This window comes from Mariprofundus ferrooxydans PV-1 (genome assembly GCF_000153765.1).
In the GTDB taxonomy this organism is placed as follows: Bacteria; Pseudomonadota; Zetaproteobacteria; order Mariprofundales; family Mariprofundaceae; genus Mariprofundus; species Mariprofundus ferrooxydans.
Genome location: NZ_DS022295.1, coordinates 41,698 through 63,637, shown reverse-complemented (window position 1 = coordinate 63,637; position 21,940 = coordinate 41,698). Strand labels below are relative to the sequence as shown.

Genomic DNA, 21,940 nt, shown 5'->3' with positions numbered 1-21,940 from the left:
CCGGCATTTACAGGTTAAATGCCGGTTATCAGCTATGGAGATGACATGACCGGATCAGACGATGTCAAAAAATCAGATGCATTGAGTGCTGGTGGTGATTTAGCAGAAGAGTCTGTCCTCGACTCGGATGAGTTATTTGATCTTGATATGGCTCTGGATGAGATGCTCCCGAACCTTGACCAGGATCAGCCTGCTTCAACAGACAGGAGAGATTCTTCAGTCGGCGATGCGGATAACAATGAGTTGTCCGGGTTATCCATGGAGGACGCGCTGGATCTGGAGGCGGAAGATCCGCTTGATCTGGATGCGCCGCTTGCGCGGACAGGTTTTAATGACCCGGAAAACTCAGCCAACAGCCCTGCAGAAGAAGCAGACAAACTGTATTCTGACTTCGATGGGCCCATCATATCCGACAGTGACGATGTCTCCAACCCGGAAGGAAGTGACGACACCTCCGCTCAGGATAGTGCAGTGGATGTGTCGGACATTGAGAATGATATGGCCCGTGATACGACCGAACCTCGTCCACAAAGTCAGTATTTTGCCGCAGAGCCTGACACCGAATCCGGCCAGAAATCAGTAGATAGTGGTGATCACGCCAGTTATCCGGGCAACGGAAAAAAGTCATTACCGAAAGCGGAAACAAATCCGGATGGAGCAAACAAAGTGAAACTGGAAAATATGATGACCTACATCCTGGGAGGGGCGCTGGCTCTGATGGCCGGTGGCGCCACCTGGATTGCCAGCACTGCGCTTGACCGGGTAGCCCAGATTGAGCGCAATACTCTCCCTGTGGTTCAGGAAAACAGGGAGGGCGGGCAAAACAGGGGCGAGCGCCTTGGTGCCGTGGAAGCACAGACCCAGACCTATGAGCAGCGCATTGATGCACTGGAACAGCAAGTGCATACCCTGACTATGGTGATATCCAACTCAGCCAGCAAAAACTGGAAAGATACCCTCGAACCGGCTGCGGAAAATGCAGCCCCCAGCCCTGCTCCTGCCGAGAGTACAACAACGCCGGTGAATGCCCTTACCACACCGGTAACCACTGCCAAGCCAGTTCCGAAAGCAAAAACAAAAACCGCACCGCCGACTACTAATGATAACGGGAAGTGGGCGGTCAACCTGACGTCCTACGAATCACAAAAGGCTGCAGAACTGGAAGTTGCCAACTTCAGAAAAGAGGGCATCAAGGCCGAGTACATACGCATTCAGATCAAGGGCAAAATTTGGTATCGTCTGCGCGTTGCCGGCTTCACCACTGAACATGATGCCGTCGCCTATGAAAAATACCTCAAGGAGTTCAAAGGTATCAACGCATGGCATCGTAAAATGGAATAGTGCCGGGTCGATGCAGGTTTGATTTATTGGCGAAACCCCCGCAAAAAAAATCAGCACGCGAAGCCAAAAGAGAACGTTTTTTTCTGTGCTTACAAACCAAGCGCTGACATGTAATGATTTGGCGATTTCTTCACGCGCCTTCGCGTGAAGGAGGCATTGAACAGATCAATACTTCCCTAAAGGAGTTATGCCATGAACCCCAATCAACAGTGGGCCGAACAGGTCGTCAGCTGGGAGTATACTGCCGCAGCCACACCAGACTTGAACGAAGTGCCGGTTCAGCCGTTTCCCGCCTCCCTGCACGAGCAGGGGGAAACCCGCGTGATTGCACTGGATATCTCGGCTGTGCTGGAAACACCCTACGTGGCCACGGCTCCCGGCCTGCTGGCCAATTATGTACGTATCTGTGCCTGTGAGCAGATCACAACAAACGTAACGGCAACATCGGAAGTATTTTTTGTCATGCGCGGTTCCGGTCGCAGCGAAACGGCAAACGGCACCATCACCTGGCAGCAGGGCGATGCCTTTACGCTGCCGTCGAATCAGGGTGTCACCCACTTTGCCGATGAGGATAGCGCCCTCTACTGGACGCATGATGGCCCGCTGCTAACCTATCTGGGTGCTACACCGACTGCACCGCGCTTTAAACCGGCGTTTTACAGCAAAGCCTACATGGATGGAGAAATTGCCCGCATCCGGGAGATCTCGATGCAGCAAAAGCGTAACCGTGTCGGCATTATCCTCGGCAATAGCGACTGTGCCAAAACCAAAACCATCACCCACACCATGTGGTCGCTGTATAACCTGCTGCCCGCAGGAGCCGTGCAGAAGCCGCACAGACACCAGTCAGTAGCGCTCGATCTGGCCGTCTTCTCCGGCCCCGACACATATACGCTGATCGGTAAAAAAGTGGATGAAAACGGCAATATTATCGATCCGGTGAAGGCGATGTGGGCAACCAACACCGTCTTCGTCACCCCGCCGGGCTGGTGGCATTCACATCACAACGAATCGGATCAGGATGCCTACGTCTTCCCGGTCCAGGATGCCGGGCTGCACACCTATCTGCGCACGCTTGATATACAGTTTGTACGCTGAGGCAAATCCGTAAGCTTTTTCGGCTCCCTTTAAGCTGCAACAATCTGGCATATATGACAAACTGACACAGAGATTCCAATTTAGGTGGCAAGTCCTGTCTATGCGTCAAAGACAGGCATTAGCGTGCGAATAATTAACCCCGAACACAGCCTCAGCCATGGGTGTTTATAACAACCTATAGCGACACCTGGATGCTGGCGGTGGCAGCAACAGCTTTTGCACGCGCTTCTTCAACCGTGGTGCCGCGCGCAAGCGTTACAGCCATGCGCCGTTTGCCGTGCACGGCCGGTTTGCCGAACAGGCGAATTTGCGTATCCGGTTGTGCCAGTGCCAGATCGAGATTACCGAAGGCGACCTGCGTGGAGTCCCCCTCTACAACCAGCGGACAGGAAGCTGCCGGGCCATGCTGCACAATATTGGGAATCGGCAGGCCGAGGATGGCACGTGCATGCAGCGCAAACTCGGAAAGATCCTGAGAAATCAGCGTCACCAATCCCGTATCATGCGGACGCGGTGATACCTCGCTGAAGATTGCTTTATCACCCTTGATGAACAGCTCAACGCCGAACAGGCCGTAACCGCCCAGCGCATCGGTGACGGCGTGCGCGATATCGCGGGCAGAAGCCAGTGCCGCCTCACTCATCGCCTGTGGCTGCCACGACTCACGATAATCGCCATCGACCTGCAGGTGGCCGATCGGAGCGCAGAAGGATGTACCGTCACGGTGGCGAATGGTTAGCAGTGTGATTTCATAATCAAAATCGATAAAACCCTCGACAATCACCTTACCCTTACCGGCTCTGCCACCCTCCTGAGCATAGGCCCAGGCAGACTGAACATCGGCCTCTTTACGAATCACCGACTGCCCCTTCCCGGATGAACTCATAATCGGTTTAACCACGCAGGGCATGCCGATGTCCTCCACCGCGGCTGAAAACGCATCGGCATCAGCAGCAAAACGATAAGGAGAAGTTGGCAGATTCAGCGTTTCAGCCGCCAGACGACGGATGCCTTCGCGGTTCATTGTCAGCTGAGTGGCACGGGCTGTGGGAATCACGTTAAATCCCTCGCTCTCCAACTCAGCCAGCGTGTCAGTAGCAATAGCCTCAACTTCCGGCACGATCAAATCCGGCTGCTCTGTTTCGATCAGGCCGCGCAAGGCGGCCCCATTGAGCATATTGATCACGTGTGATCGGTGAGCCACCTGCATCGCCGGCGCATGCGCATAGCTGTCCACGGCAATCACCTCGACACCGAATCGCTGCAGCTCAATGGCCACCTCTTTGCCCAGCTCTCCCGAGCCGAGCAACATCACGCGCGTTGCCCGCACTGATAACGGTGTGCCTATCTGAACCTCTGCCATTGCCATGCCCCTTTCTGTGCGGTGTAAAATGTTGATGAACTGTACCTGCTATGTGTAAGGAATCCACATGCAGTCCGGCAGCGGTTATTGTACGATCTGCTCTACCCGCTTGCGATTAACACCAAGGTCGGATCTGCCAACGCGGGAAGCGGAACGGATCTGAATCAACCCCTGTTCACTGTCCAGACGCAGTTCCACATCATCGACAAAGTGAAACAGCGATGAGGTGAATGTCGCATGCAGATAGTGGCCGTCATCCTGTTTGATCACGCCGCCCAGCTCGATGATGCGGCTTTTGAGCCTCTCCCATGTCGTCTCGCCCGCCTGCACCGGTTCTATCGCATGCTCTTTATCAGCCTGAGAGAACGCCTCGCTGCACACGCAGTTAGGAGAATCCGGACAGGGGCGTAACAGCCCCTGTTGTAAGCCCAGCGTATCCGGTTCCTTTTGTGATTGAATTGCCATCCATATATAAGCGATGAAGCCGACTCCAATCAGCAATGCAACAATGATCAGCACCCATTTCATATGATTAACCCCTTCTTGAACCGTTCGACAATCAGTGCAGGGCCGCACGCCAGGGCAGCTTGCGAACAATTTCCGCCTCAGCTTCGGCCATCTCGGCAAAGCGGTCATACACGCTGTTTTCATCAAAGTATCGCAGTGCCATATCGGCAAACAGATGGCCATGCTTGGCTTCAGCCGCCCAGAGCCCCTTGTAAAACTGTTTCAGCTCACTCTCGTGACATGCTTCGCTGATCAGACGGAAGCGCTCAGCGCCGCGTGACTCCACTAGAGAGAAGATCAGCAATTGATCGAGAAAGTGTTCATCGCGCCCGTGCCTCTGCAGCTTCAGCAGTGATTTAATGTAAGGATCAGGCGTATCCGATATCAGAGGAATATCCCGCTGACGCATCAAACGGTAGCATTCCCGGAAATGATCCAACTCCTCAATCGACAGATCAATCAACTGCGGCAAAATTTCATGTCGATCATGGAAACGCACCACCATGCTCATCGCCGTGGAGCTGGCCTTGCGCTCACAATTGGCATGATCGGCCAGAAAGTGGCCGAAATCGGCCATCGCACTCTCCGCCCACGCTGCCGGTGTCGCATACAACAAATCCACCGATTTTTTTGCCATAGACCACACTCCCGCTTATGCGACATCTAAATCGCTACCTCGCGCTACAGCAGCCTACACCGCTGATCGGTGTCACACCGGCGGCAGGGCTCGGGTTAATCACCGTGATCCCCTGCATGCACGAGCCCGGCATACTAGAGCTTCTTGATCACTTGCGCAGCCGCGACATGCCCGATGCGGCTGTTGAAATCATTCTGGTCATCAATCACCCCGATGATGCCAGTGATGAGATCCGACAGAGTAATGCCCGCGCACTGGATCAGATTCAGCTCTGGCAACAGGCACATAACACCCCTGCGCTGCAGGTGCATGCGATCGATGCCTGCGAGATGCCGGTCAGGGCATCCGGTGTCGGCATGGCACGCAAGATCGGCATGGATGAAGCGGTGCGCCGATTCGCTTCAATCGGAGTCGCAGACGGCATCATCGCCTCACTCGATGCAGACTGCCGCGTCTCAGCCAACTATTTCACTGCACTGCTGCAGGCTTTTGCCGGCCATCCGGCCATGCATGCCGCCACGATCGCCTATGCCCACCGCACCAGTAACATCACCGACTCTCGACACAAACAAGCCATCGTCTGCTATGAACTATTTCTGCGCTATATTGAACTCGGATGGCGTCATGCCGGACTCCCCTTCGCCTTCACGGCCATCGGCTCCTGCTTTGCCGTCCGCGCCAACGCCTGCGCCCGTCATCACGGCATGAACAAACGGCAGGCCGGTGAGGACTTCTATTTTCTGCATAAGCTGGCACGCGAGCGCCCGCTCGGACACCTCCCGAACCTGTTTGTATATCCCTCCGCGCGCATGTCATCCCGCACCCCGTTCGGCACGGGTCAGGCCGTCTCCGACTGGTATCACGGCCATCAGACTTCATGGCCGGTCTGCGCACCACTGGTGTTTGAGGAACTCAGACAGATGAACGATAGCCTGAATCAGTTGTTTAAAACCGATACATCGAACTGGCTGGCATCACTGCCCCAGCCACTTCGGCAATACCTGCATGCCTGCGACATTGAGCAGGCTGTCATCAATATGCGCAACAACAGCGCTACTGTTGCCAGTTTCCGAGCCCGCTTTTACTTCTGGTTCGATGGTCTGAAGGCATGGCGCTATGTCAATCAACAGCATGTTATGCCTGTAGAGCAGGCCCTTGCCTCGCTGTTGCAGATGATCGATCAGCGGATGCCGACCACAACAGATGCAGAGTCACTATTGCAACAACTGCGACGAACTCCCGCCTGATCTGGCACAGAACTTGATAGACAAGCAGCAATAACCTGTTTCACAACAGTTCCGGAACCGGGAGCAACAATGGAATATATCCAGTGCCCTCACTGCCTGCATAAATATGGCGTTAATGAACGCATGCGTACGGCTGTCGGTAAAAAGATTTGCTGCAAGCAGTGTCAGCAGGCCTTCAGAATCATCATTCTCGGCACACCCGACAAGTCTGCCGACAGCGTAAAGGCAGAGTCACATAAGCAAGAGAGATCGTTGGAAAACAAACAGGGAGAGCTCAGAGGTGAGTCAAAAAACCGGAGTGCGGGGCTGACGGCAGGCGAGGAACAGGACTCTGTTCCATCCAGTCCTGATGAAGAGACACACGGATCACCCCGGGTAAAGCTGAAAAAGAAGCTCAATACGCAATTCATCACATTCCTGGCATTAATTTTCACGCTACTCTGTACGGGAGTTGGCCTGATTATCTATTTCGAGTTTCCCCAGTGGCTGGCCGCAATAAAACCCGGGCCCACCGATACGATTACCAGCTCCAAGGGTCTGATCAAGCCGATCAAACCAATCACTCTGTTCCCTGCCGGGCCACCGGAAGCGGACAATGCTGCAAAAGAACTCCCCCCGGTCGATGACACGGCAGGACGCGACAAAACCATGTTGCAGGGACCCGATCACCCATCACAGGCTTGCCGGGATGTCGCGGCCAATTTCTGGATTCGCATCCATGTCATGAGTACGGTGAACCTGGATACCCGAACTTATATGAAGCTGCTGGATCAGGGACTCCACCAACCGGATGAAATTCGCAAGCTGTGCCGTGACCGTTTTCTGGCAGGCCGACTGACCGATGCGGCCAAACAGGATAAAACTCCGGAGTGGATCAGCAAGGAAATAGAACAGCGCACCCAGACCCACTGAAGCCATCTCCGTAGTTTATATAACTCAGGCCAGCAGGGCCTGCATGCGTTTGCCGAGCAGCGTCGGATTATGCTCCACACTAACGCCTGCCTCTTCCAGGGCGTTAAACTTGGCTTCGGCCGTACCCTTGCCACCGGATATGATTGCGCCGGCGTGCCCCATACGCTTACCCGCCGGGGCAGTGGCTCCGGCAATGAAGGCGACCACCGGCTTGGAGACGTGATCGCGAATAAATGCAGCGGCATGCTCTTCATCCGCCCCACCGATCTCACCGATCATCACCACCCCTTCGGTCTGCTCATCCAGCTCAAACAGACGCAAGGCATCAATAAAGTTCATGCCGTGAATCGGGTCGCCACCCATGCCGATACAGGTGGACTGGCCAAGCCCGGTCTGACTCAGCTGCTCGACGGCCTCATAGGTCAGGGTACCCGAGCGTGATATCACACCCACCCTGCCCGGCAAATGAATATGGCCGGGCATGATGCCGATTTTCGCCTCGCCCGGCGTGATAATACCCGGACAGTTCGGCCCGATCAGCGTACAATCAAACGCTGCAAGCTGCCGTTTTACAGCCAGCATATCCTGTACCGGGATGCCTTCGGTGATGCAGGCAATCAACCGTATACCGGCAGTGGCCGCCTCAATAATGGCGGCTGCTGCAAAACGTGGCGGCACAAAAATAACCGTCGCTTCAGCACCCTCTTTGGCCACGGCATCAGCCACCGAATCGAATACCGGTCGATTCAGATGCGTCTGCCCGCCCTTGCCGGGAGTAACGCCACCGACAAAGGTGGTACCGTACTCGATCATCTGCTGTGAATGAAAGCTGCCCTGCTTGCCGGTAAAGCCCTGGCAGATCACACGCGTCTGTTTGTCCAGCAATACGCTCATCTCGTGCCTCCATGCACTCGACCCTGCGGGCGGCCGAAAGGCCGTGCAGTTTTTCTGTCCTGAAAAAGTGTCATTCTAGCTCTCCCCTGCAGCTGCAACAGCCAGCTCAGCCGCCTGATCCAGATCGGTTGCCCAGCGCACATCCAGTCCAGCATCCCTGATGATCTGTTTACCCAGCTCTTCATTGGTACCTACCAGACGCATAATAACCGGCACCCGCATCGGGTGGGTTTTGATCGCCTCAAGCAGACCCAGTGAAATCAGGTCGCAACGTACAATGCCGCCAAAAATATTCACCAGCACCGCTTTCACATGCCTATCGGAGAAGAGCAACTTGAATGCCTCACATACGGCATCCACCGTCACACCGCCACCAACATCAAGGAAGTTGGCCGGTCTGTCACCCTTGAGCTGGATGATATCCATTGTGCCCATGGCAAGCCCGGCACCGTTAACCATACAGCCGATACGTCCGTCGAGCGCAATATAATTGAGTCCGAACTGTACAGCTTCGGTTTCGCGCGGATCCTCCTCATCGGTATCGCGCAGCGCAGCCAGATCCGGCTGGCGATAGAGCGCATTATCATCAATGGCCATTTTGGCATCGAGTGCAATCAACTCACCCGCCCCTGTCTCTATCAGCGGATTTAACTCCAGCAGACTGCAATCGCTTTCCGTAAAGGCGCGATAGAGTGCGTCCGCCAAAACCGGAAATGCCTTTGCCGCTCTGCCGGTAAGTCCCAGCCCGTCGATCATGGCCGCATAATCGGCATCGACAAGCCCCGTGCCGGCATCGACAGCCCGGGAGTGAATCTGCTCCGGTGCCGTAGCCGCCACCTGTTCAATATCCATGCCCCCGGCCGGACTCACGACAAATGCCACCGCTTCGGCTTCACGATCCACCAACAGGCTCAGATAATATTCGTGCGCGATATCCACACCCTGTTCGATATATATTTTATGGACCTGCTTGCCCTCACTACCGGTCTGATGGGTTACCAGTGTCGCCCCCAGCAATGCTGATGCCGACTGCTCCACCTCTTCAATCGACCGACACAGGCGTACGCCACCAGCCTTGCCGCGTCCACCCGCATGTATCTGTGCTTTCACCACCCAGATATCGCCGCCCAGATCATGAGCCGCGGCAACTGCCTCTGCGACCGTGTTAGCCAGAATACCGGAAGGCGTCGATATGCCAAAGCGCTTCAACACCGCCTTGGCCTGATACTCATGTATATTCAAGATTGCTCCTTTGCCGTAGCTCTCTGTCTTACGTGTTAGAGGTTAAAAATGTGCGAGTGCATCTACTTCCATGACCAGTTGACGCACGGCCTGCAACGATTGATCCAGCAGCGCTTTTTCAGTATCGGTCAAATCCAGTTCGATCACACTCTCAATGCCGTTTCCGCCCAGCTTGCACGGGACACCCATATAACAGCCGTCAATACCATACTCCCCCTCCAGATATGCAGCACAGGGTAGAATACGCTTCTTGTCCTTCAGAATCGCTTCAGCCATCTCCACCACAGAGGCGCCGGGCGCATAAAAAGCCGAACCTGTTTTCAGTAACTGCACGATTTCAGCACCGCCATCGGCAGTCCGCTGACATATCGCAGCCACCCGCTCCGGACTCAGCAATTCCGTAATCGGGATACCGGCTACTGTCGAATAGCGCGGCAACGGCACCATACAGTCGCCATGTCCTCCCAGCACCAGAGCAGAGACATCCTCGATCGACACATCCAGCTCACGAGCGATAAATGCACGCATGCGCGCCGAATCCAGCACACCGGCCATACCGATCACCCGCTGTTTGGGAAAACCGGATACTTTCAGTGCCGTATACACCATCGCATCAAGCGGGTTGGTCACCACCAGAATCACGCAATCGGGCGAATAGCGGACAATCTGTCGTGTTACATCCGCGACGATTTTGGCATTGATTGATAACAGGTCATCACGGCTCATGCCAGGCTTGCGAGCGATACCGGCGGTAATAATCACCAGATCGGAATCGGCCGTGTCTGCATAGTCCTGCGTACCATGGACAGCTGCATCAAATCCCAGAATAGGCGAAGCCTCATACATATCGAGCGATTTGCCCTGCGGCACGCCATCCATCACATCGATCATAACAACATTCGCCAACTCTTTCTGTGCTGCGAGAAATGCAGCCGTAGCCCCGACATTACCTGCACCGACGACAGTAACTTTCTTGCGATGAAACCCTGAATCCATTCCACCTGCAGCATCCGACGACCAACGCATAATTCCTCCCTATCTCCCGATCTGTTAGCGGCTACGCAGACAAAAGCCAGCCGGCGCCACGCGCGCGACATGCCGACAACCCATGCCCGAAAACTCATCAAACCGAGGGTAGCAAGCATATCGCCAAAAGCACAATGCTTCCAATCCCGCATCCTTGCACCGAAGCATGCACAGGCATAGAAACAAACTGCCCTCCCTGTCGGAGCACAGCGGTATTTCTCTCTGTTTATTTCAGAAGTAGCTGCGCAGCTCACAGCTGAGCGCTGTACCATAAAGGCCGAACTCGCTATTGATACGACCAGCCGTTGGCCGCGCCCCCCGGGCTACGGTAGCACTGACGGCAAGCTCCGATTCATCACTGAGTGAATAGAGCGCATACAGCGCCAGCAGCGCCGAGTGATCCACCCAGTTATAGAGCAGTGTCGCATCCCCGTTTAGCAGGGGTGTGAATTCATAGCTTGCGCCAAGCGCGCTGTACTGACGCGCCATATAGTAGCCCTGGGCAGCTGTGTTATAGGCTGCCACGGCGGTTGCTCCACCGCCGTGATAAAACTGTTCAGCGCGCAGCGTCAGGCTGTTTTCCCAGCGGTGCTCCAGTCCCACCGACAGCTCCAGTCTGCGCTTTTGACCCGGCTGATCCGGAATCAGCAGGTGTCCCTCTCCCCGGACTCCCAACCACTCGAACAGCTCCCCCTGAAAATCACCGCCGACAACACCATCTCTTTTCACCGACCCGGCCAGCACAGCCCATTCAAAATCACCGTATACGGCCGACTTCCGAACCAGATAGGCATTTCTCGCCGCATCAACGCGGTTACTCCAGCCGTTATCGGCAAACGGGTCGGTGCGGTAACCCAGCACTGAAATCAGCGACAGCTGCGAGAGCTCTGCCAACTGGATATCCATCCGCACGGCATCAACACCCGGCTTGTATGCACGGAAAAAGGTCTGCGCGGCAAACGGCGCAAAAAAGTCATTGGGTGTAAAATAAAATGTCGCTGCCAGATTCAATGGCTGGCGGCCGATTTTCACATTCACCTTACCGGCACTATACTGAAGATTAAGCCGGTCGATCAGCAGATGTGAGCGGCGGCTGTCAAAACTCCAGTCGAGCAGATCACTGCGCTCGACATCGCGCAACGTGGCAAGGTTGCTGCCGCCGCTCTGCAGTGTCAGCGGGATATAGTTCTGCTCGGCATGCACCTCGACAGTAACATGATCGCCGAATCCGGCATCAAGCATCAGGCGGCCGGAACCGGCAACTCCTGCGAGCGACTGTTTATTGTAAAAAAAACGATTATCCGGGTTTTTTATCATCACACCGGAACCGCGTAGCAGGCCCCGAAGCTCCAGCTGTTTGCCGTCATTCTGCCATGCAATAAAAGCTGATGCAGGCTGTACGAATCCGGCCAATATCAATCCAACAAGCGTAACCCGGAGAATGTTAATCGCTGATCTCATCCGACTCGATCTTGCCATCATGCAGCCGAATCGTACGTCTTGCCCGGTCCATCACATGCTGATCATGGGTGGAGAATAGAAAGGTAATACCCTGCTCCCGATTAAGCTGTTGCATCAGATCGAGTAGCGATTCGGCCGTATGCGAATCGACATTGGCTGTCGGCTCATCAGCCAGCACGATCGCCGGGCTTGTCACAATCGCCCGGGCAATCGCCACACGCTGCTGCTGGCCGCCGCTCATCTCGTCCGGCCGCCGTTGCTCCAGTCCCTCCAGTCCTACCGCCTTGAGCGTATCCATCACTCGCTCCCGGCACTCCGCCTCACTCACTCCCTGCAGGTTCAGCACGAATTCGGCATTTTCATAGGCTGTCATCACCGGGATCAGGTTATAGGCCTGAAAAACAAAACCGATACGGTTTTTGCGCACTTCGGCAAGCTCGCTTGCAGCCAGTGTCGAAAGATCGACATCATCAACCAGAATACGGCCGGAGGTCGGCACATCCAGCCCGCCGATCAGATTGAGAACACTCGTCTTGCCCGAGCCCGACGGACCGCAGAGCACGGCAAAATCACCATGCCGGATAGCCAGCGAAACATTGTTCACCGCATGCACATCCACCTTTCCCTGTCGGTAGGTTTTGACCACCTGCTGCATGCTGACAATCGGCTTCATATCACTTTCCACTTTCATGTTTAATGCCTCATATCGTTTTCAGACTCTCAACCGGTGGCACCCGCCCTGCACGCCAGGCCGGATAGAGGCCGGCCAGCAGTGCCAGCGTAAACACACCACCCAGAATTGCCATCACGCTCTCCTTGAACAGGCGCACCTTGAACACCGGATCCACCAGCACACCACCGTAGCTGAAGTCGCTGCCAAATGCCCCGGAAAAATCGATACCGGTATGGTAGAGGTAGTAGTACCAGGGGGCGGTAATGATTACCCCCAGCAACAGCCCCACGATAGCCAGCCAGAACGACTCCACCATCACCAGCCGGAACAGTACACCCGGCGACATTCCGACCGCCATCATCACACCGAACTCCCGCGTTCGCTCAAGCACACTCATCAGCATCGTATTGAGGATACCCACGGCAATCAGCAGCCCCACCAGAAACTGGCTGATATAGTTGCCCGCCTTGTCAAAGGCGATCACCCCGGCCAGGTCCGGTTGCGACTTTTTCCATGTCATCACCGCTGTATCAGCCGCTGCCGGCAGCCGGGCAATGGCATCACGCATCCCCTCCGCATGACGCTGGTCGCTGATGACAACAGCAATCAGTGTGGCCTCATCGGGAGCGTACCCAAGTGTCTTCTGCACGCTGGAAATCGGCAGCAACGCCATGATCCCGTCTACTATATCGATACCGGTGGTAAAAATGCCGGTGATGCGCGCAATATCGCTGACAATTTCACCATGCGCATCGGTTGTTGTGTAGACGACCTTTTTACCGATTTTCACCTTCAGCTTTTTGGCCAGTTTACTCCCGATCACCATGCCCCGCCCCGACGACTCCGCAAACATCGAACCTGCCACGATCGAGCGCAGCAGCAGATTGTTCTGCGCTGTTTCAAATTCGGGATCAACGGCAATAAATGCACCGCCGACACTTTTACGCGCGCTGGCAAACATCGCCTGCCCGGTAATGCGAACCGTTGCCCCGGCAACCCCGGGCAGAGCCATGATCTGCTGCTGCAGCTTTGCTGTGCCTGTCAGTCGCTTATCCAGCGTCGGTTTCAGATGATAGCCGGGCGGCTCCACCGTGACATGCCCCATACCCATGCTCGCTCCCATATCGATCATATTGGTATAGGTGTAATCGCCGGAGCCTGTAAAGGTTACCGACAGCATGACGCCAAAACCGATCGAGAAGGCAGTGATCAGCGTCCGCCGCTTCCTGCGCCAGATGTTCCGCCAGGCCAGCTTATTCAGGTTCATCGAAAATAGATCGCCTTGACCGGACTTAGCAACGCAGCCTTGCCGGCCGGATAGATCACGGCAACGGCTGCCACGACAAATAAAAAGAGTACAGGGTAGAGCAATGCATGCGTTGTAATCGCTCCGTACCAGACCGGATCAAAGGCAATACCGCCATAGCTGATGGAGCCGGCAAGTGCGGACATATCAATGCCATGCTGCTGGTAATAGGCTGAGATCCACCAGCCGCCCGCCAGCCCGACAAGTGCGGCCAACAACGTCATGATCAGGGTCTCGGCAAATACCAGCCCGACCAGCTGCATCGGCGAAACGCCGAGCGCTTTCATGATGCCGAATTCGTGGATACGCTCAAATACATTCATCAGCATTGCATTGAGCACCACCGTTGCCACGGCAATATAGAAGATGACCAGCATGATGATGATCTGTACATCGACCGTTTCGATCATGCGGGCAATCACCGGCATCAACTGCTTCCAGTTTTTCACCTCAAGCCCCGGTGCCAGACGTGCAACGCTGGCCGTTTCTGCAGTCAGATCCGTACTCCGATCCTGGCGGACCACCACGATCTCATGTGCGCCGTGCGGAATGACCATCAGATCCCGGAGGCTCTGCATTGGCATAAACAACCCCATCCTGTCGATACCGTCCGAGACCGACTTGAGAATACCGCGCACCCTGAACAGCTCGTTGGCCATAAAGCCATCGGCACTCTGTCCGACGAATACCAGCTCATCGCCAGGACTGACACCGAGTGTGCCGGCCAGCTTTTTACCCAGCACCACACCACGCGGATCATGCTCATCGAGCCACTGACCGCTACTGACATGCTTGTAGAGCTCGGTCACCCGCACTTCGCGGGTGAGATCAATACCGCGCAGGTGCACACCACTGGAAGCCATGTTCGCAGCCAGCAGGCCGTATGCGTAGATGCGGCTTGCCGCACGGTAGCCGTGCTTCTCCAGGCTATCGACGAGGGCATCGGCATGCTCAATGCGGGTATAGAGATCAGGGTCGTCACGGTAACCCGGGGCATGAATCTGGATATCGCCCATATTCATCGCCACCACACTGCGCTCGCTTCCCTGTATCATCCCCTCCATCAGCGATGAGAAAAAGATCATGATAAAGCAGGCAAATGCCATGGCCGACATCGTCACAAGCGATCGGTGCCAGTTTCGACGCACATTTCTCGAGGCAAGCGTCAGGATTCTCATCGCCGTTTCAGGCTGGCCTTGGTGAACATCGCATCACTAACCGGGATATTCAGCTTAAGCTGCTCGTAGATGAATTCAGTATACTCATCCGGCTTGTCGGCAGGCAATACGCGTAACGTAGCCGGACGCATACGGCCGGCCAGCATTTTCATATCGCTAAAGATAAAGGTACGGGCCAGCTGCATATCCTCATCATAATAACGCTCTTCCAGTGGTGTGTAACCATCGGCCAGGATCGTCAACCGCAGCTTGCCCCATACCACCGGCGCCTCCGGCTTCGGCGTCAGGGTAAATTCGATAATATTGCGCCCGTCGCGCAGACCTTCGAAGCTGATAACGGCGTCATAATCCTCTTCCAGCCGCGCCTCCTTGACCAGGTCATCGTTGGTCAGATGACTACCCATCCACGAGCCCATCATCATACCGCTGGTCAGGCGAATCGTGCGGTCGGTCTTGGGCAGGTAGGTGTAGATATTATTACCGGATTTCAGTGTCACCGTCCCCTTTTCACGCAGCGGCTCGAGCACACGAAACAGCGTCTTCTCCTTGCCCTTGGACCAACCCTCCATACGCATCGTGCGGGTGTAGTGCGCGGTCTTCACATGCATGGTAACGACTGCGTAGGAAGATGAACCGCGCCACAGATCGTCTACAGTATTGAGAATTTTCGATGTGCGGCTTTTTTCCGCATTTCGTTCTGCAGCTTGTACCGAAGGCATTGCAATAAATAGCACAACAATCCACACCACTACAAACCTGAATCCTTGAACTGCCTTCATGGCACCCCCTGATCCTTCGCCTAAGGTATCATATCTACTATAGTTGAGACTGTGCGAAAGTAAAAACTTGCGTAAGAATACCAATGACTGACTGGTCAGTCAATGTTACGGAGCAATCATGGCAAAGCGGGTAGACAAGGAACAGAGACAAGCGGAACTACTGGAGATAGCCATTGAGGTCTTTGCCAAACGTGGCTATCAAGCCACTACTATGGATGAGATAGCCGAACAGGCTGGGGTCAGCAAGGGAATGCTTTACATCTATTTCAAAAATAAGGAGGCGCTCTTCGGCGCAGTATTTCGCTGGTTTGGAAAAATGACAGAAGAGGTGATGCAGGGTGCCATTGATGACACCAAAGATGAGGTGGAACAAATCAGGCGTATCACGGCTGCCTGGGCCGAGGTCGCCATCCGCCACCGTGAGTTCGTACCACTGTTTCTCGATTTTTGGGCTGCCGCCAGCGTACATGGAATGCGTAACGACTACGCCGAAGACCTTGCGACCATGTACGACGAATACAGAACCATGATCATCGGCATCATCGAGCGAGGAAAAGTCCGGCACATCTTCAAGAGCGATGTTGATGCAGAGGCGATCGCCTACCTGCTCGTTGGCGGCATGGATGGATTCTTTATCCAGTCATGGCTTTCACAACCAAATAATCTCAACACCCTGATGTTCAATGCAACCGAATCGCTACTCCAGGGGATTATTACTACCTGAACATTCTTCCAAAGAGTTATAACCGGGTCAGGCTTAACTCATTGACACATGAAGCCTTCTTACAATTTTCTCCGTCTTCGTTTGCAATTGATCGTCGACTGACATCCATATACGAAAGCCTTCCTGCTGCCCGGCTCAGAACAGACAGATCACAGCCCAGCTCTCCAGATAACGATGTCAGCGTCAGACCACTCATATTCTGTACGACCAATGATGCCATTGGACGCATCTCGGCCCCTTGCCGCGCATCTCCAGAGCCTGGCAACACATACTCAAACGGGTTTATCACTTGCGCCAAACCGGTGTGTACGTAGCCTTTTGCCATTATGCATGCCCGTATGCGGGATACCGGAGGAAATATGGATGTAGAGATGGTGCTAAAGAATCTGCAGGGAGATAAGGCGGTACATGGAGAAAACCTCTCCGGCCTCGACTTTTCCGGTCAGGATCTGAGCGGCGCGGACCTCTCCGGTTGTGATCTCTCCGGCTGCAACTTTCGCGATGCCAAACTGACCTCGAGCGACCTTTCGGACTGTAACCTGCAAAAAAGTGATTTCCGTGGCGCGGATCTGAGCCTGGCTAATCTGTATAATTCCGACCTGACCGGCGCCAAATTGCGCCGTGCCAACCTCACCCATGCCAACCGAACCATGGCTAAAATCACCAAGTGGGCTATGAAAGGCGCTTATATTACCGGCCCGACTGCGTACACCGAATGAGTAATGTGCAGACGTTGCCGGGCGCATTTCCGCTACACGAAGACAAGGATTTCCTCACTGAAAGCGAGTGGGTCATCTTCAAGCTATTATGCCGCCCGGTCAGCTCCTTTGCCGATAGTGATGCGGCCGAGTTATCAGCAGCTACCGGTAATCAGGTCACCCCTGAACGGTGTGATGAATTAATTCGTATTACCCGCATTCATCAACTTGCCGGGCTGGGTTCCTGGATCTCGCGCATCCTTGCCCAGGCAGGCTTGAGCGAGCGCGACATGCTTGAGCTTTCCCCCGACACAATCACCGACCGGGTCAACAGGAAGCTGGGCTACCGATTGTGCAACGATGCCACCAGCCGGGCCCTGGCTGCGCTGCAACAGCAGTGGATCAACAGTAATACGGCCCAACAGCATTGAGTGACCAAAACATGAAACAGGTGATGGACAGATACCATGCGTGAACGAATTCTTGTAACCGGCGGAGCCGGCTATATCGGCTCCAATATTGCAGCTGCACTGTGCAAGCGACCGGCAACCGATGTGCTCGTTGTTGATGATTTTTCCTCAGGCGACTGGCGCAACCTGGTGCATGTGGACTGTGAAGTGCGCGCCTGCAACTGCGATGACCCGGCCCTGCTCGATGAAATCGCGGATGGCGCTTTCTCTGCCATTTATCATGAAGCCGCCATCACAGACACAACCGTCATGAATCAACGGCTGATGATTGAGGCTAACACCAATGCATTTGCCATGCTATTGGAAGCCAGCAGCATGTCCGGCACACGCGTGGTCTATGCTTCATCGGCCGGCACCTACGGGAACTCCCCTGCACCCAACAAGGTCGGATCGGGTGAAGAGCCTGAGAATATCTACGGTTTTTCCAAGCTGGCCATGGATCGTATCGCTTACCGCTGGTATGACCGTCACCCGGCCCCGCTGATCGGGCTGAGATATTTTAACGTCTTCGGTCCCGGCGAAACACACAAGAACGAGAGAGATGGCAATAAAACGGCATCGATGATCCTGCAGCTCTACGAGCAGATGAAGTCCGGTCGTAACCCGCGCCTGTTCAAATATGGCGAACAGATGCGCGACTTTGTCTACATCCGCGATGTGATTAATGCCAATCTGGCCGCACTCAATGCCCCACGCTCCGGCGTATGCAATGTGGGCTCAGGTCAGGCAAGAACATTCAATGACATTGTTCATATCACTGCAGAGACACTCGGCATTGATGCGAAGATTGAATATATGGATAACCCGCATACATTTTACCAGAATCACACGGAGGCCGACGTCAGCGATAGTCACGCACTGCTTGGCTGGCAGCCGGAGTGGTCGCTGGAGAACGGTATGAAAGAGTACATCACCCTGTTGGAAAAAGGCCATCGTGGCCCACTGGAGACCGCCTGATGCGATACCTGACCATCATGATTACCACCCTGCTGCTGGCAGCCTGTACCGCCGAGCCGATCCATCAGGGCAACAGAATTGATCTCACCAATGCCGCACTGATCAAACAGGGCGACACCAAATTTCATATCGAACAGGCACTCGGCTCACCGGTGCTCAAGGACGTTATGCACCCGAACAAAGCCGTCTATTACGAAGAGTTTAAAGATGAAAAGAGCGGAGAAATGGTAAAACGCAGGGTGGAAGTCACCTACGACGATGCCAAACGCGCCCTCAGCATCGAGCGATTCGGCCTTGGTCATGGACCCGAGAAGAGTCAATAATCGCCTCTTTTCAATCCATATCACTGATGATTAAATAGCGATGAGCGCCGCCGTATATTAGACTTCGCACCGGATCATTTCCGCTACGCACAAAGGCTGGACAATATTGACAGAAAATCGGGAATAACTTAAGTTACGTTCGTTTTTCATTGTTTTACAAGGAGATAGAATATTTCACTTCATGATGAGCTTGAGCGTTTGCGTCTGGAGATGGATCTTATTTTCATCATGGTCGTAAACGAAGAAGGATTGCTAATGGCTGAAGTCGGCGCTTCGCCCGGCGAAGATTTTGCGCCCTACTCTTCATCCATCATGGAAAATGCCAGTAAAATGGCCGCGATCGGTCAGATGGGCGTACCGGTGTGCAGTGCGCTGGTACTCGAGCGCGGCCGCATGCTGATTATGCATGAAACCAAGCTCGATGGTGAATCTGTCTATCTCTCAATTTTGTGTCGCAAGGTTCCGGCCGGCGTTCAGAGCCTGATCCGGAAAATTGTTGACTGTGTAGCCAGAGCCCTGCTTGGCCATGGCTATAAGGAGCACTTGATTGGATAAATATAAAAAAGCCTGCCGGGATGAGCTTGAGCAACTTGTTGCCAGAGAAGCCAACCTGAATGCAGCCCTGCTATGCAGCGTGGACGGCTTGCCTGTGGCCTATGCCGCCAGCGTTGATATAGAGGCAGATGCCATTGCCGCCATGTGCTCATCCATGCTTTCGCTTGGCGATGCACTTGCCATCCAGGGCGGCGACGACGAAGAGTGCATTCAGGTTGTCACCCAGTCGCGCGGTCATACCGTAGCTCTGATTCACGCCGGTACAGATATGCTGCTTGCACTAATGGGTAGCAGTGAACTGAAACTGGGCATGCTGCTTGGCCACGCCAGAAAAGAGGTTGAAATCATTATTGATCTGATGAGCAAGTCTGAACAGGAGAAGCAGCAGATCGAAGAGAGCAAACCGGCGACACAAAAGCAACCGGCCTTGCTGGAAGAGCTGGTCAAACGCGTGATGCAGGAAGCACAGAACAGATAACAGTCGGCCCTGACCATGGAGGGGGGAGTCATGAATCAAACACTGGAAAACCTGGTCAACGACGTGGATGGCGGCCTGGCTGCCGCCGTGGTCGATCTGACCAGCGGTCTGATTATCGGCGCCTACCATAATGTACCCTATTTCACCCAATCCTATGTTGATGCGGTTGGTGCAGCCGCAGTGGATATCTTTCGCGGCAAAACCATTACCGCTGTTGAAACCATGATGGCTGCTCAACGTGGCGATGAGCTGAAATATCACATCAGGGAAATCCAGATGACCACCGACGGCACATACCATTTCATGGCTGTCATCCCCGATAAACCGGACTATTTGCTGGTCTTTATCACACGCATCACCACCAGTCTCGGCGCAGGATGGATGGCGACCCGGGATGCATTGAAAACCGCAGCGCCCCTCTGCCCTTAAGCCTGACCACTGGAGAGTTAACGCCCCTCACGTGTGCGCGTAATCAGATCCTGCGAAAAACCGAAGCGCTGCATATCTTCAATCAGCGGGGTAATATCGTAGTTCAGCGACAACATCTCCACCGTCAGGTTATGCGGATAAAAAATACCAGCCTGAGCGATTATCTTGCCACCTCGCGGCTGCCCTACCGAACCCGGACAAAGCAGCGCCGCATCCAACCCCTTCAACACCACCCTCTCAGGACAGGTAAACGGCATATCCCGCCCGCCGGAACGCGCATAAATGCCCTGAATATGTGAATGTCCATGCAGGCAGAGCCCTATACCCGAATCAACCAGAAAATCCAGATTTCGCTCCGACGTCATCTCATAGACATAGGCATTGAAAAAGCTTTTATCCACCGGCGCTCCATGCACCGCCATCCAGTCATGACTGCGGTAGCGCACCGGCAGCCCTCCCAGCCATTGCCGGTCACTCTCTTCCAGCACTCCGACCGTCCAGTCTCCGGTACGTCTGGCCATGATTCCCATCGCAACCCTGACATCCCCCTGATGCGCCACATAATGATCATGATTGCCGCGCAAACAGTACATATTGCGTTCCCTGACAAGGTCAATGCACGCCTTCGGATTCGGTCCATAGCCGACAACATCTCCGAGCATCAGATATTGTCTGATGCCGCGCTGATCCAGCACCCTGAGCACAGCCTCCAGTGCCGGCAGGTTGGCATGGATATCGGCAATCAGGCCGATCGCCTCCCCCGTCACAGGCCAGGCCTCGGCATCATCAACAGCAGCTGCCGCATGCCTCGCACACAAAGCCTGTAAAAAACTCTGCTTCAGCGCCTCATGACTACCGACAATTTGATCCTTGAGAGACTCACACACCATATCACCGGCATCCGACGAATGCGTGCGCAGCAAAGGCTTGAGCAACACGCCCATCTGCCGCCAGTCATCCGCATCCAGAGATAACGATGCAGATGTTCTCAGCCAGTTACCGAGCATGGCGGAGAGCGAGGTAAAGCTGTCCCATGGGTAGATATCATCGTCCAGATAACAGATTCCGCCCTCGCCAGCCTCACAAAGGGCAAAGTTGGACAAGCCGTCATCCAGCTTCAAGTTGAACCTGCGGGCAAAATCAAGGTAGCAATCCAGCACACAAGTCAGCAACCGGACACGCTCCTCTTTACCGATCTCTGAAAAGTCCAGCTGGTGGAGCGGCACCAGTTGTGGCGTCAGGTTTGCTGTCAGGCACTGACCGTTATCAGTGAGAACCAGCCAGGTTCTGTCCGGATGATAAATCGCGTAGTTCTTCTCTTTTTGCAACTGAAGATCGCACCACCTCTCCGCCACATCGGCAGATGGAAAGCGACGGTTCTCATTGATTTTCAGCACCATCCTGCCATCGCTGTGAATACGCGTGCCCGGCTTACCCGTGTACGCACCTTGATGCGTCAGCCGAACGGGCTCAAGTTCCGCGAGACTTAGAATCTGTGCAGCATCCGCAATGTGCCTGCCGCTCAGACTACCCATGATCAATACATCCATGATTGCCACCCCTGCCACCACACAACCAGAGCATCACTACTGCATGATGTGAATCAGGTCAAACCTGCACACAGAATTGCATCATACCCGGT

The 21,940-nt window shown here is 54.5% G+C and carries 24 protein-coding genes; 12 read left to right on the top strand and 12 right to left on the bottom strand.

Translation table 11 applies throughout. The features are described 5' to 3' along the window. Positions 1-45: 45 nt before the first annotated feature. Complete coding sequence (locus SPV1_RS07100; RefSeq protein WP_152909238.1) at positions 46-1,341, top strand: SPOR domain-containing protein; 1,296 nt, start codon at positions 46-48, stop codon at positions 1,339-1,341. Between the two features lie 192 nt (positions 1,342-1,533). Continuing rightward, on the top strand, positions 1,534-2,439 hold the full coding sequence (locus tag SPV1_RS07095) for a cupin domain-containing protein (protein ID WP_009850463.1): 906 nt from the start codon (positions 1,534-1,536) through the stop codon (positions 2,437-2,439). 175 nt (positions 2,440-2,614) lie between these two features. On the opposite strand, the gene purT is transcribed toward SPV1_RS07095, so the two are convergent. From purT to SPV1_RS07080, 3 genes are all read right to left on the bottom strand, one after another. Further along, a complete protein-coding gene (gene purT / locus SPV1_RS07090) occupies positions 2,615-3,802 on the bottom strand; it encodes a formate-dependent phosphoribosylglycinamide formyltransferase (RefSeq protein WP_040881732.1) in 1,188 nt (395 codons plus the stop codon). A gap of 84 nt (positions 3,803-3,886) precedes the next feature. Continuing rightward, positions 3,887-4,330: a DUF1499 domain-containing protein gene (locus SPV1_RS07085; protein WP_009850461.1), complete on the bottom strand. Its 444-nt coding sequence runs from the start codon at positions 4,328-4,330 to the stop codon at positions 3,887-3,889. Positions 4,331-4,361: 31 nt separating this feature from the next. Further along, positions 4,362-4,946 (bottom strand): tRNA-(ms[2]io[6]A)-hydroxylase, encoded by a 585-nt coding sequence (locus SPV1_RS07080; RefSeq protein WP_009850460.1) that lies wholly within the window; start codon positions 4,944-4,946, stop codon positions 4,362-4,364. Positions 4,947-4,963: 17 nt separating this feature from the next. Between SPV1_RS07080 and SPV1_RS07075 the strand changes: the two genes are divergently transcribed. Together SPV1_RS07075 and SPV1_RS07070 are read left to right on the top strand one after the other, a co-directional pair. Beyond that, positions 4,964-6,193 (top strand): glycosyltransferase, encoded by a 1,230-nt coding sequence (locus tag SPV1_RS07075; RefSeq protein WP_009850459.1) that lies wholly within the window; start codon positions 4,964-4,966, stop codon positions 6,191-6,193. A 69-nt stretch (positions 6,194-6,262) separates the two neighbouring features. Further along, positions 6,263-7,105 carry a zinc ribbon domain-containing protein gene (locus SPV1_RS07070; RefSeq protein ID WP_009850458.1) on the top strand — a complete coding sequence of 281 codons (843 nt, stop codon included), beginning with the start codon at positions 6,263-6,265 and terminating at the stop codon, positions 7,103-7,105. A gap of 24 nt (positions 7,106-7,129) precedes the next feature. On the opposite strand, the gene sucD is transcribed toward SPV1_RS07070, so the two are convergent. The 8 genes from sucD to SPV1_RS07030 all read right to left on the bottom strand — a co-directional run bounded on the left by sucD (position 7,130) and on the right by SPV1_RS07030 (position 15,664). Beyond that, complete coding sequence (gene sucD / locus SPV1_RS07065; RefSeq protein ID WP_009850457.1) at positions 7,130-7,999, bottom strand: succinate--CoA ligase subunit alpha; 870 nt, start codon at positions 7,997-7,999, stop codon at positions 7,130-7,132. A 75-nt stretch (positions 8,000-8,074) separates the two neighbouring features. Continuing rightward, on the bottom strand, positions 8,075-9,241 hold the full coding sequence (gene sucC / locus SPV1_RS07060) for an ADP-forming succinate--CoA ligase subunit beta (RefSeq protein WP_009850456.1): 1,167 nt from the start codon (positions 9,239-9,241) through the stop codon (positions 8,075-8,077). A gap of 42 nt (positions 9,242-9,283) precedes the next feature. Further along, positions 9,284-10,267 (bottom strand): malate dehydrogenase, encoded by a 984-nt coding sequence (gene mdh, locus SPV1_RS07055; protein WP_231288334.1) that lies wholly within the window; start codon positions 10,265-10,267, stop codon positions 9,284-9,286. 231 nt (positions 10,268-10,498) lie between these two features. Further along, a complete protein-coding gene (locus SPV1_RS07050; protein ID WP_050754730.1) occupies positions 10,499-11,728 on the bottom strand; it encodes a hypothetical protein in 1,230 nt (409 codons plus the stop codon). After that, the gene (locus SPV1_RS07045) at positions 11,712-12,419 is read right to left on the bottom strand and encodes an ABC transporter ATP-binding protein (RefSeq protein ID WP_009850453.1); all 708 of its coding nucleotides are present in this window, start codon (positions 12,417-12,419) and stop codon (positions 11,712-11,714) included. Before SPV1_RS07045 ends, SPV1_RS07050 begins: the two co-directional genes overlap by 17 nt. Before the next feature lie 10 nt (positions 12,420-12,429). Beyond that, complete coding sequence (locus SPV1_RS07040; RefSeq protein ID WP_009850452.1) at positions 12,430-13,668, bottom strand: ABC transporter permease; 1,239 nt, start codon at positions 13,666-13,668, stop codon at positions 12,430-12,432. Further along, positions 13,665-14,885: an ABC transporter permease gene (locus tag SPV1_RS07035; RefSeq protein ID WP_231288333.1), complete on the bottom strand. Its 1,221-nt coding sequence runs from the start codon at positions 14,883-14,885 to the stop codon at positions 13,665-13,667. The genes SPV1_RS07040 and SPV1_RS07035 overlap by 4 nt, the downstream gene beginning before the upstream one ends. Further along, positions 14,882-15,664: an outer membrane lipoprotein-sorting protein gene (locus SPV1_RS07030; RefSeq protein WP_009850450.1), complete on the bottom strand. Its 783-nt coding sequence runs from the start codon at positions 15,662-15,664 to the stop codon at positions 14,882-14,884. The genes SPV1_RS07035 and SPV1_RS07030 overlap by 4 nt, the downstream gene beginning before the upstream one ends. A 118-nt stretch (positions 15,665-15,782) precedes the next feature. Here SPV1_RS07030 and SPV1_RS07025 point away from each other — a divergent pair, with 118 nt between their 5' ends. From SPV1_RS07025 to SPV1_RS06990, 8 genes are all read left to right on the top strand, one after another. Continuing rightward, positions 15,783-16,388, top strand: coding sequence for a TetR/AcrR family transcriptional regulator (locus SPV1_RS07025; protein WP_009850449.1), 606 nt, complete (start codon positions 15,783-15,785; stop codon positions 16,386-16,388). 326 nt (positions 16,389-16,714) lie between these two features. Beyond that, positions 16,715-17,107 (top strand): pentapeptide repeat-containing protein, encoded by a 393-nt coding sequence (locus SPV1_RS07020; protein WP_009850448.1) that lies wholly within the window; start codon positions 16,715-16,717, stop codon positions 17,105-17,107. Then, the gene (locus SPV1_RS07015; RefSeq protein WP_009850447.1) at positions 17,104-17,517 is read left to right on the top strand and encodes a hypothetical protein; all 414 of its coding nucleotides are present in this window, start codon (positions 17,104-17,106) and stop codon (positions 17,515-17,517) included. The genes SPV1_RS07020 and SPV1_RS07015 overlap by 4 nt, the downstream gene beginning before the upstream one ends. Before the next feature lie 36 nt (positions 17,518-17,553). Beyond that, positions 17,554-18,513 (top strand): ADP-glyceromanno-heptose 6-epimerase, encoded by a 960-nt coding sequence (gene rfaD / locus SPV1_RS07010; protein WP_009850446.1) that lies wholly within the window; start codon positions 17,554-17,556, stop codon positions 18,511-18,513. Beyond that, positions 18,513-18,836, top strand: coding sequence for an outer membrane protein assembly factor BamE (locus tag SPV1_RS07005; protein ID WP_009850445.1), 324 nt, complete (start codon positions 18,513-18,515; stop codon positions 18,834-18,836). The genes rfaD and SPV1_RS07005 overlap by 1 nt, the downstream gene beginning before the upstream one ends. A 255-nt stretch (positions 18,837-19,091) precedes the next feature. After that, complete coding sequence (locus SPV1_RS07000; protein WP_155806650.1) at positions 19,092-19,391, top strand: hypothetical protein; 300 nt, start codon at positions 19,092-19,094, stop codon at positions 19,389-19,391. Beyond that, on the top strand, positions 19,384-19,869 hold the full coding sequence (locus tag SPV1_RS06995) for a roadblock/LC7 domain-containing protein (protein ID WP_009850443.1): 486 nt from the start codon (positions 19,384-19,386) through the stop codon (positions 19,867-19,869). Before SPV1_RS07000 ends, SPV1_RS06995 begins: the two co-directional genes overlap by 8 nt. Positions 19,870-19,899: 30 nt before the next feature. Beyond that, positions 19,900-20,298 (top strand): hypothetical protein, encoded by a 399-nt coding sequence (locus tag SPV1_RS06990; RefSeq protein WP_009850442.1) that lies wholly within the window; start codon positions 19,900-19,902, stop codon positions 20,296-20,298. A 17-nt stretch (positions 20,299-20,315) separates the two neighbouring features. On the opposite strand, the gene SPV1_RS06985 is transcribed toward SPV1_RS06990, so the two are convergent. Continuing rightward, positions 20,316-21,848: a metallophosphoesterase family protein gene (locus SPV1_RS06985; RefSeq protein WP_009850441.1), complete on the bottom strand. Its 1,533-nt coding sequence runs from the start codon at positions 21,846-21,848 to the stop codon at positions 20,316-20,318. Between the last annotated feature and the right edge of the window lie 92 nt (positions 21,849-21,940).